This window comes from Hafnia alvei (genome assembly GCF_964063325.1).
In the GTDB taxonomy this organism is placed as follows: domain Bacteria; phylum Pseudomonadota; class Gammaproteobacteria; order Enterobacterales; family Enterobacteriaceae; genus Hafnia; species Hafnia alvei_B.
Map to the genome: position 1 here is coordinate 2,479,637 of NZ_OZ061315.1, position 12,113 is coordinate 2,491,749.

13 protein-coding genes are annotated in these 12,113 nt (G+C 50.3%); 12 read left to right on the forward strand and 1 reads right to left on the reverse strand.

The genetic code is table 11. From position 1 onward, the window contains the following. The first annotated feature begins 62 nt into the window (after nt 1-62). From AB3Y96_RS11860 to gstA, 10 genes are all read left to right on the forward strand, one after another. Entirely contained in the window at nt 63-494 is a 432-nt protein-coding gene (locus AB3Y96_RS11860; protein ID WP_072309618.1) for a DUF2569 domain-containing protein, read from the forward strand. Between the two features lie 154 nt (nt 495-648). Continuing rightward, nucleotides 649-1,230, forward strand: coding sequence for an electron transport complex subunit RsxA (rsxA, locus tag AB3Y96_RS11865; RefSeq protein ID WP_025801041.1), 582 nt, complete (start codon nt 649-651; stop codon nt 1,228-1,230). After that, nucleotides 1,230-1,823, forward strand: a complete 594-nt coding sequence (gene rsxB / locus AB3Y96_RS11870; protein WP_072309502.1) for an electron transport complex subunit RsxB — start codon at nt 1,230-1,232, stop codon at nt 1,821-1,823. Before rsxA ends, rsxB begins: the two co-directional genes overlap by 1 nt. Then, nucleotides 1,816-3,927, forward strand: a complete 2,112-nt coding sequence (rsxC, locus tag AB3Y96_RS11875; protein WP_367299285.1) for an electron transport complex subunit RsxC — start codon at nt 1,816-1,818, stop codon at nt 3,925-3,927. Before rsxB ends, rsxC begins: the two co-directional genes overlap by 8 nt. Further along, nucleotides 3,928-4,980 carry an electron transport complex subunit RsxD gene (gene rsxD / locus AB3Y96_RS11880; RefSeq protein WP_367299286.1) on the forward strand — a complete coding sequence of 351 codons (1,053 nt, stop codon included), beginning with the start codon at nt 3,928-3,930 and terminating at the stop codon, nt 4,978-4,980. 9 nt (nt 4,981-4,989) lie between these two features. Continuing rightward, on the forward strand, nt 4,990-5,631 hold the full coding sequence (gene rsxG / locus AB3Y96_RS11885) for an electron transport complex subunit RsxG (RefSeq protein WP_072309505.1): 642 nt from the start codon (nt 4,990-4,992) through the stop codon (nt 5,629-5,631). Next, nucleotides 5,631-6,329: an electron transport complex subunit E gene (locus AB3Y96_RS11890; protein WP_072309506.1), complete on the forward strand. Its 699-nt coding sequence runs from the start codon at nt 5,631-5,633 to the stop codon at nt 6,327-6,329. The genes rsxG and AB3Y96_RS11890 overlap by 1 nt, the downstream gene beginning before the upstream one ends. Further along, entirely contained in the window at nt 6,326-6,967 is a 642-nt protein-coding gene (gene nth / locus AB3Y96_RS11895; protein WP_072309507.1) for an endonuclease III, read from the forward strand. The genes AB3Y96_RS11890 and nth overlap by 4 nt, the downstream gene beginning before the upstream one ends. Nucleotides 6,968-7,581: 614 nt before the next feature. Further along, nucleotides 7,582-9,093: a dipeptide/tripeptide permease DtpA gene (dtpA, locus tag AB3Y96_RS11900; RefSeq protein ID WP_072309619.1), complete on the forward strand. Its 1,512-nt coding sequence runs from the start codon at nt 7,582-7,584 to the stop codon at nt 9,091-9,093. A 193-nt stretch (nt 9,094-9,286) separates the two neighbouring features. Beyond that, complete coding sequence (gene gstA, locus AB3Y96_RS11905) at nt 9,287-9,892, forward strand: glutathione transferase GstA (RefSeq protein WP_072309508.1); 606 nt, start codon at nt 9,287-9,289, stop codon at nt 9,890-9,892. A 41-nt stretch (nt 9,893-9,933) separates the two neighbouring features. On the opposite strand, the gene cynR is transcribed toward gstA, so the two are convergent. Beyond that, the gene (gene cynR, locus AB3Y96_RS11910; protein WP_072309509.1) at nt 9,934-10,830 is read right to left on the reverse strand and encodes a transcriptional regulator CynR; all 897 of its coding nucleotides are present in this window, start codon (nt 10,828-10,830) and stop codon (nt 9,934-9,936) included. A 107-nt stretch (nt 10,831-10,937) separates the two neighbouring features. On the opposite strand from cynR, the gene AB3Y96_RS11915 reads away from it, so the two are divergent. Together AB3Y96_RS11915 and cynS are read left to right on the forward strand one after the other, a co-directional pair. Continuing rightward, nucleotides 10,938-11,600: a carbonic anhydrase gene (locus AB3Y96_RS11915; RefSeq protein ID WP_072309510.1), complete on the forward strand. Its 663-nt coding sequence runs from the start codon at nt 10,938-10,940 to the stop codon at nt 11,598-11,600. A gap of 25 nt (nt 11,601-11,625) precedes the next feature. Continuing rightward, the gene (gene cynS / locus AB3Y96_RS11920) at nt 11,626-12,096 is read left to right on the forward strand and encodes a cyanase (RefSeq protein ID WP_072309511.1); all 471 of its coding nucleotides are present in this window, start codon (nt 11,626-11,628) and stop codon (nt 12,094-12,096) included. The last annotated feature ends 17 nt before the right edge of the window (nt 12,097-12,113 follow it).

Genomic DNA, 12,113 nt, shown 5'->3' on the forward strand with positions numbered 1-12,113 from the left:
AATTTGGGATTTAACGTGACGAGCTATGTTGAAAACAGGCTATGTCAAATGAAGGTAGCAATATGAAAACAAAACGGATTGGTGGCTGGCTGGTTGCGCCGCTGGCTTACATGATTGTCTCTTTGCTGTCGTCCAGTCTGATGCTGATTATCTTTTTGATGACGATCATACAGCCGGCCAGTCGCAGTCAGTTGCTTTCGCATAGCCCCACGTTTTCCAGCCAGTGGATGCTGTCGTTTGCTATCACCGTGATCGTCTGGGCCTTCACGCTGTTTAATCTGTATCTTTTTGGCAAACGCTCACGCCGCTTCCCTAAATTTTTCATTTTATGGCTGCTGGTGATGGTGCTTTTAGCGTTGAAATCCTTTGCGTTTTCTCCCGTTACCGACGCCTCGGCGGTACGTAATATGGTGATGCCGCTATTGGCTGCCGCTATTTTTGTTCCTTATATCAAGCGCTCAAGCCGCGTACGCGATACGTTTATTGAGCCGTAATTAGGCTGTTTTATCGGCGTTCAGTACTCCCTCATTCGAGTTAATTCGCAATAAATCGAATAACCTTGTACTTGATCTGTTGTCGTCCGGCGGCTAAATCCCGATAATACGGCGGTTTTTCTTCGTCTACTGTTTTTCTTGCTAGGTTTAGTTGATGACCGATTATTTGCTGTTACTGGTCGGTACCGTTCTGGTCAATAACTTTGTTTTAGTTAAGTTTCTCGGCTTATGTCCATTTATGGGCGTGTCTAAAAAGCTGGAAACGGCCATTGGTATGGGGCTGGCAACCACCTTTGTACTCACCCTCGCCTCTGTTTGCGCGTGGGCGGTTAATGAATTCATTCTGGTGCCGCTGGCGCTAGGATATTTGCGTACCTTAACCTTTATCTTGGTGATTGCCGTTGTGGTGCAGTTCACCGAGCTGGTGGTACGTAAAACAAGCCCTGCGCTGTATCGACTGCTCGGTATCTTCCTGCCGCTGATTACAACTAACTGCGCCGTGCTTGGCGTGGCGCTGCTTAACGTCAACCAGTCGCATAACTTTATGCAGTCTGCTGTTTATGGCTTTAGCGCCGCTGCCGGCTTCTCGCTGGTGATGGTTCTGTTTGCCGCGATCCGTGAACGTTTAGCCGTGGCTGACGTACCCGCGCCGTTTCGTGGCTCATCTATTGCACTGATTACCGCCGGACTGATGTCCCTTGCGTTTATGGGCTTTACCGGGTTGGTGAAATTCTAATGTCGTCGTTGTGGATTGCTATTTGTGCCGTCGGCGCTATCGCGCTGGTTTCCGGTATCGTGCTCGGCTTTGCCGCGCGCCGTTTTAAAGTTGATGCTGACCCTATCGTTGAACAGATCGACGCTATCCTGCCGCAAAGCCAATGTGGTCAATGCGGGCACCCTGGCTGTCGCCCGTACGCCGAAGCTGTTTCAAGCGGTGGCGAAAAAATTAATCGTTGCGCCCCAGGCGGCGAGCAGGTGATGTTGAAGATCGCCGAACTGCTCGCGGTAGACCCTCAGCCTTTAGACGGCGAAGCCGCCCAGTCTGAGCCGGTGCGTCAGGTGGCACTGATTGATGAAGAGAACTGCATCGGCTGTACCAAATGCATTCAAGCCTGCCCCGTTGATGCCATCGTTGGCGCAACACGCGCCATGCATACGGTAGTGAGCGATCTGTGCACCGGTTGTAATCTGTGCGTCGCGCCTTGCCCAACCGACTGCATCACGTTAGTGCCGGTACCGACCACCACGGCAAACTGGAAATGGGACCTAAACACCATTCCGGTCAGAACAATTTCCGTAAATGAACGCGAAGTGGAACACCATGTTTAATCTGTTTGCAGCGCTGAAAAAAGACAAGTTGTGGGACTTCAAAGGCGGTATTCATCCGCCTGAAATGAAGCATCCGTCCAGCCATGTTCCGCTGCGCCACTTTTCGCTGCCGCCAATGTTGATTATTCCCGTTCAGCAGCATATCGGCTCGGAAGGTGAACTGTTAGTGAAAGTCGGTCAGCACGTCATGAAAGGTCAGCCGCTCACGCGCGGTACGGGCCGTATGCTGCCGGTTCACGCCTCTACGTCCGGGGTGATTAGCGCCATTTCGCCTCAGATAACCGCGCATCCTTCGGGTCTGCGCGAAACCTGTATTACCCTGATTCCCGATAATCAAGATCGCTGGGGAGAGTTGCATCCGGTCGCGGATTACCGCGCAGAGTCACCGTTAGCCCTCACTGAGCTTATCCATCAGGCGGGTATTGCGGGCTTAGGCGGTGCGGGCTTCCCGACCGGTAACAAATTGGAAGGCGGCTATAGCAAAGTTGAAACGCTGATTATCAATGCCGCTGAGTGCGAACCTTATATCACCGCCGACGATCGTCTGATGCGTGAACATGCCGCTGAAATCATCGCCGGCTGTGAAATTCTGCGCCATATTTTGTCACCTCAGCGCACCCTGATTGGCATTGAAGATAACAAGCCAGAAGCCATCGCGGCGCTGAAGCTCGCACTACAGGGCCACGACGATATCAAACTACGAGTGATCCCGACCAAATACCCGTCCGGCGGTGCCAAACAGCTCACCAAAATCCTCACAGGGATGGAAGTGCCTTTTGGCAAACACTCCGCGTCTATCGGCGTTTTAATGCAAAACGTCGGTACGGTTTATGCGATCAAACGCGCCATTATCGACGGTGAGCCATTGATTGAACGCGTTGTAACGCTCACCGGCGAACTGATGAAAAAGCCGGGCAACGTGTGGGCACGCTTAGGCACACCGGTTAAGCATCTTTTACAGGCCGGTGAGTTTGAAGCTCAGAACCGCTCACCGATGGTGATTATGGGCGGTCCATTGATGGGCTTTACCCTCGCCTATCTCAATGTGCCGATTGTTAAAATCAGCAACTGCATTTTAGCGCCGTCAAAAAATGAGTTTGATGAAGCCAACGAAGAGCAGGCCTGTATTCGCTGCAGCCAATGCGCCGATGCCTGTCCTGCCGGTCTTTTGCCGCAGCAGCTTTATTGGTTTAGCCGTGGTCAAGAGCATGAGAAAGCGCGCCAGCATCATCTGTTCGACTGCATTGAATGCGGCGCCTGCGCCTACGTTTGCCCAAGCAGTATTCCTTTGGTGCAATACTACCGCCAAGAGAAGGCGGAAATTAAAGCCGCCGATCAGGAAGCGGCGCGAGCCGCTCAGGCAAAAGAGCGTTTCGAAGCCCGTCAGGCGCGTTTAGAACGTGAAAAAGCCGCTCGAGAATTGCGCCATAAACAGGCCGCGGTGAAAGTGACCGAAAGCGACCAAACTGCGGTACAGGCCGCGGTGGCACGCGTTAAACAGCGTCAAGAGCAGCAGAACGGTATCAGCTCAATTCACCCGTTTAACAACGATCAGGAAGATAACAGCATTCGCGCGGCTCGCGAGGCGCGCAAGGCCTTGGCTCGCGAACGTAAGCAGGAAAATGTTTCCCAGCCTGAAGCCGAAGCCGATCCGCGTAAGGCAGCTGTTGCCGCCGCGCTCGCTCGCGTTAAAGCCAAAAAAGCCGCTCAGGCAAATACCGCTGAAGGTGGCGCAACGGCCAATGAAAATATCGTCGTTCCTGCTGAGGAAGCCGGTGAAGATCCGCGTAAAGCTGCGGTTGCCGCCGCTATCGCAAGAGCCAAAGCGAAAAGAGCTACGTCGCTAGAGAATGCCACATCTCCTGCGGATCAAATGGAAACTAGCATCGATACGGATCCGCGCAAAGCTGCGGTGGCCGCTGCGATTGCACGCGCTAAAGCCAAAAAAGCGGCTCAGGCGCAAGAAAATGATACGGTTTCAGCGTCCTCTGATGAAGGCGCTGATAACTCACAAGACCCACGCAAGGCCGCTGTTGCAGCTGCTATTGCCCGTGTAAAAGCGAAACAGGCGGCGCAGAAGTCAGCCGCGGTTAACGAGGATTAAATGGCTTTTAGAATCGCCAGCTCACCCTTTACTCATAATCAGCAATCAACCCAGCGCATCATGCTGTGGGTGATTTTTGCCTGTATTCCTGGCATCGCTGCTCAAGCCTATTTCTTTGGCTATGGCAATCTTATCCAATGCGCGTTGGCCATTGTGACGGCGCTGCTGACCGAAGCTCTGGTTTTGCGCTTGCGTCATCGAAACGTAGCTAAAACCTTGGGCGATAATTCCGCTCTGCTGACGGCGTTGCTGTTGGGGATCAGTCTGCCTCCGCTGGTGCCTTGGTGGATGGTGGTATTAGGCACGGTGTTTGCCATCGTGATTGCCAAACAGCTTTACGGTGGTTTGGGGCAAAACCCGTTTAACCCAGCGATGATTGGCTATGTCGTTCTGCTGATTTCTTTCCCCGTGCAGATGACCACGTGGCTGCCGCCAGAGAGCCTGATGAACGCGCCGCTGAATGTGAATGATACGCTGTTGCTTATTTTTAGCGGGCATACCGCCGACGGCACAGTTATCCATCAGCTGATTCAAACCGCCGATGGCATCAGTCAAGCCACGCCGTTAGACAGCTTTAAAACCAGTCTTCGCTCTGGCCATGACGTGGCTGAGATTCTGCGCCAGCCAATTTATCAAGGCGAGTTTGCTGGTTTAGGCTGGCAGTGGGTTAACGCCGGTTTCTTGCTCGGTGGCATCGTGTTACTGCTGCGCGGCGTGATTCACTGGCAGATCCCCGTGAGCTTTATTGCGGCCTTAGCGGTATGTTCGGCTCTCGGCGGTTATTTCTCTCCCGAAAGCGCAGTGCCGCCAATGTTAGAACTGTTCTCCGGCGCAACCATGCTGGGCGCTTTCTTTATCGCAACCGATCCGGTGACGGCGTCTACAACGCCGCGCGGGCGTTTGATTTTCGGTGGTTTGATTGGCGCATTAGTGTGGATTATCCGTACCTACGGTGGCTATCCAGACGGTGTAGCCTTTGCCGTACTGCTGGCGAATATTACCGTTCCGTTGATTGACCACTACACCAAGCCACGCGCTTACGGACATCGCTAAGGAATCGCTATGCTTTCTACTATGCGCCGCCATGGCACCACGCTTGCGTTGTTTGCCGTATTAGCCACGGGTTTAACTGCGGTGGTGAATGAATTAACCAAAGATACCATCGCTCATCAGGCTGAACTACAGCAAAAACAACTCTTTGACCAGGTTCTACCCACCGAGATGTATAACAACGAATTACAGCATGAATGTTACGTTGTCACGGATAAGCGTCTTGGATCTGCTGCACCGCACCATTTATATCTGGCACGGAAAGATGGCGTACCGGTGGCCGCCGCGGTGGAGTCTACCGCGCCCGATGGCTATTCCGGTGCGATTCAACTGCTGGTTGCCGCTGATTTTTCCGGTAAGGTGTTGGGCGTACGCGTTTTAGAGCATCATGAAACGCCCGGTCTAGGGGATAAAATTGATGCCCGAATTTCTGACTGGATTAACAGCTTCCGCAATCAAACCGTTCACGGGGATAATGACCCACGCTGGTTTGTGAAAAAAGACGGCGGCGTGTTTGATCAGTTTACCGGAGCTACCATTACGCCACGCGCGGTGGTCAATGAAGTTCGCCACACGGCCGTTTTCTTACAAGAGAATCGTGAACGTATTGAATCCATGCCGCGCTGCCAAATAACCGCAGGAGAAAGTAACTGATGAGTGAAGCCAAAACGCTGCTGGCAAATGGCCTGTGGAAAAATAACTCTGCGCTGGTTCAGTTGCTCGGATTGTGTCCTTTGTTGGCGGTATCATCTACCGCAACCAACGCTCTTGGGCTGGGTTTGGCAACCACGTTAGTGCTGGTTTTCACCAACAGCGCCGTTTCTGCCCTGCGCCGCTGGGTTCCGCACGAGATCCGTATTCCGATTTATGTGATGATCATCGCCTCGGTGGTGAGCACCGTGCAGATGTTGATCAACGCCTACGCGTTTGGGCTGTATCAGTCGTTGGGGATTTTCATCCCACTTATCGTGACCAACTGTATCGTGATTGGTCGCGCCGAGGCTTATGCAGCTAAAAATCCGGTCGGTCTTTCTGCCATTGATGGTTTAGCGATGGGACTGGGTGCAACCTGTGCGCTGTTCGTATTGGGTTCGCTACGTGAAATCTGCGGTAACGGTACATTGTTCGACGGTGCCGATTTATTGTTAGGTTCTTGGGCTAAATCGTTGCGCATTGAAATCTTCCACACTGATACGCCATTCCTACTGGCAATGCTGCCACCCGGTGCATTCTTGGGTCTAGGATTTTTGTTGGCGCTGAAGTATGTTATTGATCAGAAAATGAAAGCCCGTCAGGCAGCGCGTCAAACCGTTGCTCCGACTATCAATAATGAAAGCGAACGAGCATTATGAATCAGGAAAAGCGCACGCTGATCCTTAAGCGGCTACAAGAGAATAATCCTCACCCCACCACGGAACTGGCCTACAGCTCAAATTTTGAGTTGCTGATTTCAGTGCTGCTATCGGCGCAAGCTACCGATGTGAGCGTAAATAAAGCAACGGCGCTGCTATATCCGGTGGCAAATACCCCAGCGGCGCTGCTCAAACTGGGCGTTGATGGCATCAAGCAGTACATCAAAACCATCGGTTTATATAACAGCAAGGCAGAGAATATTGTTAAGACCTGCCGGATCCTGCTTGATGAGCACAATGGCGAAGTGCCAGAAAATCGCGCCGCGCTGGAAGCTCTGCCGGGCGTTGGCAGAAAAACCGCTAACGTGGTGCTCAATACAGCCTTTGGTTGGCCAACGATCGCTGTAGATACCCACATATTCCGCGTATGCAACCGCACCGGTTTTGCACCAGGAAAAAACGTTGATGAAGTCGAAGCTAAGCTACTAAAAGTGGTACCCAAAGAGTTCAAGCTTGATTGTCATCACTGGTTAATATTGCATGGCCGCTATACCTGCATCGCGCGCAAACCGCGCTGTGGCTCATGCATCATCGAAGATCTGTGTGAGTTCAAAGAGAAGGTTTATCCCGAATCCTAAGCATACCGATACATAATGCGCAGGTATTCTCTTGCGCATTATTGAATGCAGCTTCCTCACTAGCCCCCAAATCTCGCCCTAGCGCCGCCTCCTGCAACTGTGATCCCGTCCGCTTTTTTCATAAAATGTGTGAAAAGATGCCATAGCGCCGAGATCAAGGGTTTTCGTTGTCATTTTTTTGAAATAGATCACATTTATCAGGTCACGAAAAATAACTATTTTCATACAAAATGTGAATTATTTGGATAATTATGCACATAAACGGTTATGCATTATTATTGCAATGGCATTTTTATAGAAAGCAGTCGATCACACTGCATATCTTTACAATAGAAGAATATATAACGAAAAACGGTCTGATTAGGATTTAATCAAAACATTAATTCGGGAAAGAGCGAAAACACAATGCTTCACTCTGCATAACATTTGTAACAACTCGCGGATGTTCTGCATAAAGTTTATGTAACAGAATATTTCATAGGTATTGTCAGACTGCATCATATAGTGAACATTAACCCCCGATCTTCCAACTTATAACAATGCAAAAGGATGCTTCCCCGCATCACTCTTTGTTTCCCTGTCACTGATAGGGTATGAAAAAATTCGAGGTATTTGTGTCAACCGCAAACAACAACAGTAATAAGGCAGATGAGAGCGTTAGCCTAAACGCCTTTAAGCAGCCTAGAGCTTTCTACCTGATTTTCTCCATCGAACTATGGGAACGTTTTGGTTACTACGGCCTTCAGGGCATCATGGCCGTTTATCTGGTCAAAATGCTTGGAATGACCGAGGCCGACTCGATCACCCTGTTCTCTTCCTTCAGCGCACTGGTATATGGCTTTGTTGCTATCGGTGGCTGGTTAGGCGATAAAGTTCTCGGTGCTAAACGCGTTATCGTGCTTGGCGCATTAGTCCTCGCCGTGGGTTATGCCTTGGTTGCCTTCTCAGGCCACGATATCACGTGGGTCTATGCAGGTATGGCGACTATTGCCGTAGGTAACGGCTTGTTCAAAGCCAACCCATCTTCCCTGCTGTCAACCTGCTATGAGAAAAACGATCCGCGTTTGGACGGTGCATTTACTATGTACTATATGTCCATCAACATCGGTTCCTTCTTCTCTATGCTGGCAACCCCATGGTTGGCCGCACAGTATGGCTGGAACATCGCATTCTCACTGAGCGTTGTGGGTATGCTGATCACGCTGGTTAACTTCATGATGTGCCGTCGCTGGGTTAAGAACCACGGTTCTAAACCTGACTTTGAGCCTCTGAAATTTAATAAGCTGCTGATGACCTTAGTGGGTATCGTAGTGCTGATCGGTGTTTCTTACTGGCTTCTGCACAACCAGATCGTTGCTCGTTGGGCGCTGGCGTTGATTTCTCTGGGTATCGTTCTGGTATTCGCTAAAGAGACTTTCGCTCTGCACGGCCCTGCTCGTCGTAAGATGATCGTTGCTTTCTTGCTGATGCTGGAAGCCGTTGTCTTCTTCGTTCTGTACAGCCAGATGCCAACGTCTCTGAACTTCTTTGCGATTCACAACGTTGAGCACTCTATTCTGGGTATCGCGTTTGAGCCAGAACAGTATCAGGCACTGAACCCATTCTGGATCATGGTAGCTAGCCCAATTTTGGCTGCGGTTTATAACAAGATGGGCGACCGTCTGCCAATGCCACACAAGTTCGCTATCGGTATGGTTCTGTGTTCCGGTGCATTCTTAGTGCTGCCATGGGGCGCAACCTTCGCCAACGAGCAAGGCATCATGTCTGTAAACTGGCTGATCCTAAGCTACGCTCTGCAGAGTATCGGCGAGCTGATGATTTCTGGTCTGGGTCTGGCAATGGTTGCACAGTTGGTTCCACAGCGTCTGATGGGCTTCATCATGGGCTCATGGTTCCTGACTACCGCAGCGGCTGCGCTGATTGCGGGTAAAGTGGCTGCGCTGACCGCTGTACCTTCTGACGTACCAGATGCTCACGCATCACTGGCTATCTACAGCCACGTATTTATGCAAATTGGTATCGTAACAGCGGTTATTGCCGTGCTGATGATGTTGACCGCGCCTAAACTGAATCGTATGACTCAGAGCAGCGATGAAGAAAACGCTCGCGAAGCTGCGACCGTTTAATCACTTCCGGTTATCATTGTGAAAAGCGCCCTCTGGGGCGCTTTTTTTTATCTGCGAGCGCCTGCAAAAATACTCAAACCAGTCACTGACAATTATTCATTGTCGCCGTAATATGGTTCTTCGCTAGGTATATCGATACCCCAAATAGTATGACGGGTATATCAATGTCTCAGGATCGTCTAAGGAGTGTTTGATGAAACTGTTTTACAAAGCCGGAGCTTGTTCTCTCTCTCCGCACATTGTTCTGCGTGAGGCTGGGCTAGACTTTACGATTGAGCGCGTCGATCTTGCCACTAAGAAGACCGAGCACGGTGAAGACTTCCTGAAGATCAACCCGAAAGGTCAAGTACCTGCCCTACAATTAGATGATGGAAGCTTGTTAACTGAGGGCGTTGCCATTGTGCAATATCTCGCAGACAAGGTGCCAGACCGCAATTTGATCGCACCGGCTGGCTCACTGGCTCGTTATCATGCCATTGAGTGGCTGAACTATATTGCGACCGAGTTGCACAAGGGCTTTAGCCCGCTGTTTAACCCGAAAACGCCTGATGAATATAAGGCCATCACACGTCAGAAACTGGAACAGCAGTTCACCTATCTCAATGGTGTACTGAGCAATCAGAGCTATCTGCTGGGCGCGCGTTTTAGCGTAGCTGATGCCTATCTGTTCACCGTGTTGGGCTGGGCTAAAGCTCTGCATTTCGATCTGCCAGCCTATCCAAACATTGTCAGCTATATGGCACGCGTTGCTGCTCGCCCTGCCGTTGACGCAGCACTGACGGCTGAAGGCCTCAAGTAATCTCTTTCTGCTCTATCTAAAAGGCCCTTAGTGGGCCTTTTTCATTTCGAATCAATATGATCCTGCATAAACTCTTCAAACATAAGTGACTTAAAAGCTTGGCTTGCCGCGCTTGTATAATGTGTTTTATGAATCAGCAATGCAGCGGTACGTTGGGGTAACGAAGGCACTAAGCTGATAGCGTGCATTTCACGCTGTTTCTCAATGATGGCCTGAGGAAGCACTGACACCAAATCACTGCTTTTAACCAGATCCAGAATAGTGTTAATGGAATTGGCCTCAATGGCTAGATGAGGTTTTAGCTGATGCTGGTCAAAATAGTGGTCGATATAGGCACGCGTGGCGAAGTCCTGACTTAACAGCGCCATTGGCACCGCTGAAATCTCATCCAGCGTCATCTTTTCTTTGCTGTATAGCGGGCTGTTATCCCCCACAGCCACGGCGAGCACTTCAGAAAATAGCGGGTGATAATCGATATATTCAACGTGATGAGAAACAAACGCCAAGCCAAGATCCAACTCATTTTCCTGCAAGTCTTTTTCTAATTGCTCCTGCGAAAGTTCACGCAGATGCAGCTTAATGTTGGGATATAGCTGATAAAAGCGCTTAAACAACGGACCGATCAAATAGGCACTAAAAGTCGGCGTAAAGCCAACCCGTAAACTTCCTCGGCTTAAATCCTGCACATCATGGATCGCTCGATAGCCCATTTCTAGCTCATTCAACGCACGACGCGCATGTTCAAGGTACACCTCTCCCACGTCGGTTGGACGCACAATCCGGTGTGTTCGATCGAGCAAAGCGACGCCCAATTGCTCCTCTAACTGCTTAATTTTTTGTGATAGCGCGGGCTGAGAAAGGCAGACTTCCTCTGAAGCGCGGGTGAAATTTCGATGTTTGACCACGGAAAGAAGAGCACGAAGATTGCGAAGGAACATAGCACCTACTATTCAAAAAACTTATACAAAGTATAAAAAATGGCACTTAGACATTATAGAGAAATAACCGCATTCTTGCTGCACGTTTTAGCACGCAGGAAAATATCATGCAGAACATCATTAAAGGCTTTTTAAAATTCCAACAGGAATGCTTTCCGCAGCGCACCAAGCTGTTCAAAGATCTGGCGAATAACCAGAGCCCAAGCGTTCTCTTTATCACCTGTTCCGACAGCCGTGTTGTACCAGAGTTCTTAACTCAGCAGGAGCCCGGCAATCTTTTCGTTATTCGCAATGCGGGTAATCTGGTTCCGTCCTACGGCCCTGAAGTCGGCGGCGTTTCAGCCAGCGTTGAGTACGCTGTCGCCGCTTTAGGCGTAACCGATATCGTAATTTGTGGACACTCGGATTGCGGAGCCATGACGGCGATTAACCAAGGCGTTTGCCTAGACCATATGCCGATGGTATCTCAATGGCTGAAACACGCGGATGCTGCCAAACTGGTTAATGCAACCCGTTTCTATGCGTCCGAAGCCGAAAGCCTCAATGGCATGGTGCAGGCTAACGTCGTTGCTCAACTTTCCAATCTAAAAACGCACCCTTCAGTAGCGGTCGCGATCGAGCAAGAACGACTCAACCTGCACGGTTGGGTCTATGACATTGAAAGCGGAGAAATGCTGACCCTTGAGGGGGAAAGTAAAAAATTCGTTTCACTGAGTGAAAATCCTTACACCTGCGCCTTGGCATCACACCGCGCAGCTAACGCCGCCTAATTCATTGACTATTTTGGAGAATATTATGACTCAAACACTGACGACTCAAAACGCCCGCATCGCTCTTACTGAAACCATTATTATGGCCAAAATGGTGAAAAACCTGACTTGGCAGGATCTGGCCGACGGCACGGATATGAGTATTGCCTTCGTCACCGCCGCATTGTTAGGCCAGCATCCATTACCGGAACATGCCGCGCAAAAAATCGTTAAACAACTCGAGTTGCCAGAAGATGCGGCGCTGCTATTGCAGGCGATACCACTGCGCGGCTCGATTCCTCAGGGTATCCCAACCGACCCAACCATCTATCGTTTCTACGAAATGCTGCAGGTATATGGCACAACGCTCAAAGCGCTGGTGCACGAACAGTTTGGCGATGGCATCATCAGCGCCATCAACTTCAAGCTGGATATTAAGAAAGTGGAAGATCCAGACGGTGGTTCACGCGCGGTGATCACCTTTGATGGGAAATATTTGCCGACCAAACCATTCTGATCTTAGGCAAATAAAAA

Bases quoted from the DNA above. Each gene is read 5' to 3' on its own strand.
- AB3Y96_RS11860 (WP_072309618.1), top strand. From the start codon at position 63: ATGAAAACAAAACGGATTGGTGGCTGGCTGGTTGCGCCGCTGGCTTAC.
- rsxA (WP_025801041.1), top strand. From the start codon at position 649: ATGACCGATTATTTGCTGTTACTGGTCGGTACCGTTCTGGTCAATAAC.
- rsxB (WP_072309502.1), top strand. From the start codon at position 1,230: ATGTCGTCGTTGTGGATTGCTATTTGTGCCGTCGGCGCTATCGCGCTG.
- rsxC (WP_367299285.1), top strand. From the start codon at position 1,816: ATGTTTAATCTGTTTGCAGCGCTGAAAAAAGACAAGTTGTGGGACTTC.
- rsxD (WP_367299286.1), top strand. From the start codon at position 3,928: ATGGCTTTTAGAATCGCCAGCTCACCCTTTACTCATAATCAGCAATCA.
- rsxG (WP_072309505.1), top strand. From the start codon at position 4,990: ATGCTTTCTACTATGCGCCGCCATGGCACCACGCTTGCGTTGTTTGCC.
- AB3Y96_RS11890 (WP_072309506.1), top strand. From the start codon at position 5,631: ATGAGTGAAGCCAAAACGCTGCTGGCAAATGGCCTGTGGAAAAATAAC.
- nth (WP_072309507.1), top strand. From the start codon at position 6,326: ATGAATCAGGAAAAGCGCACGCTGATCCTTAAGCGGCTACAAGAGAAT.
- gstA (WP_072309508.1), top strand. From the start codon at position 9,287: ATGAAACTGTTTTACAAAGCCGGAGCTTGTTCTCTCTCTCCGCACATT.
- cynR (WP_072309509.1), bottom strand. From the start codon at position 10,830: ATGTTCCTTCGCAATCTTCGTGCTCTTCTTTCCGTGGTCAAACATCGA.
- AB3Y96_RS11915 (WP_072309510.1), top strand. From the start codon at position 10,938: ATGCAGAACATCATTAAAGGCTTTTTAAAATTCCAACAGGAATGCTTT.
- cynS (WP_072309511.1), top strand. From the start codon at position 11,626: ATGACTCAAACACTGACGACTCAAAACGCCCGCATCGCTCTTACTGAA.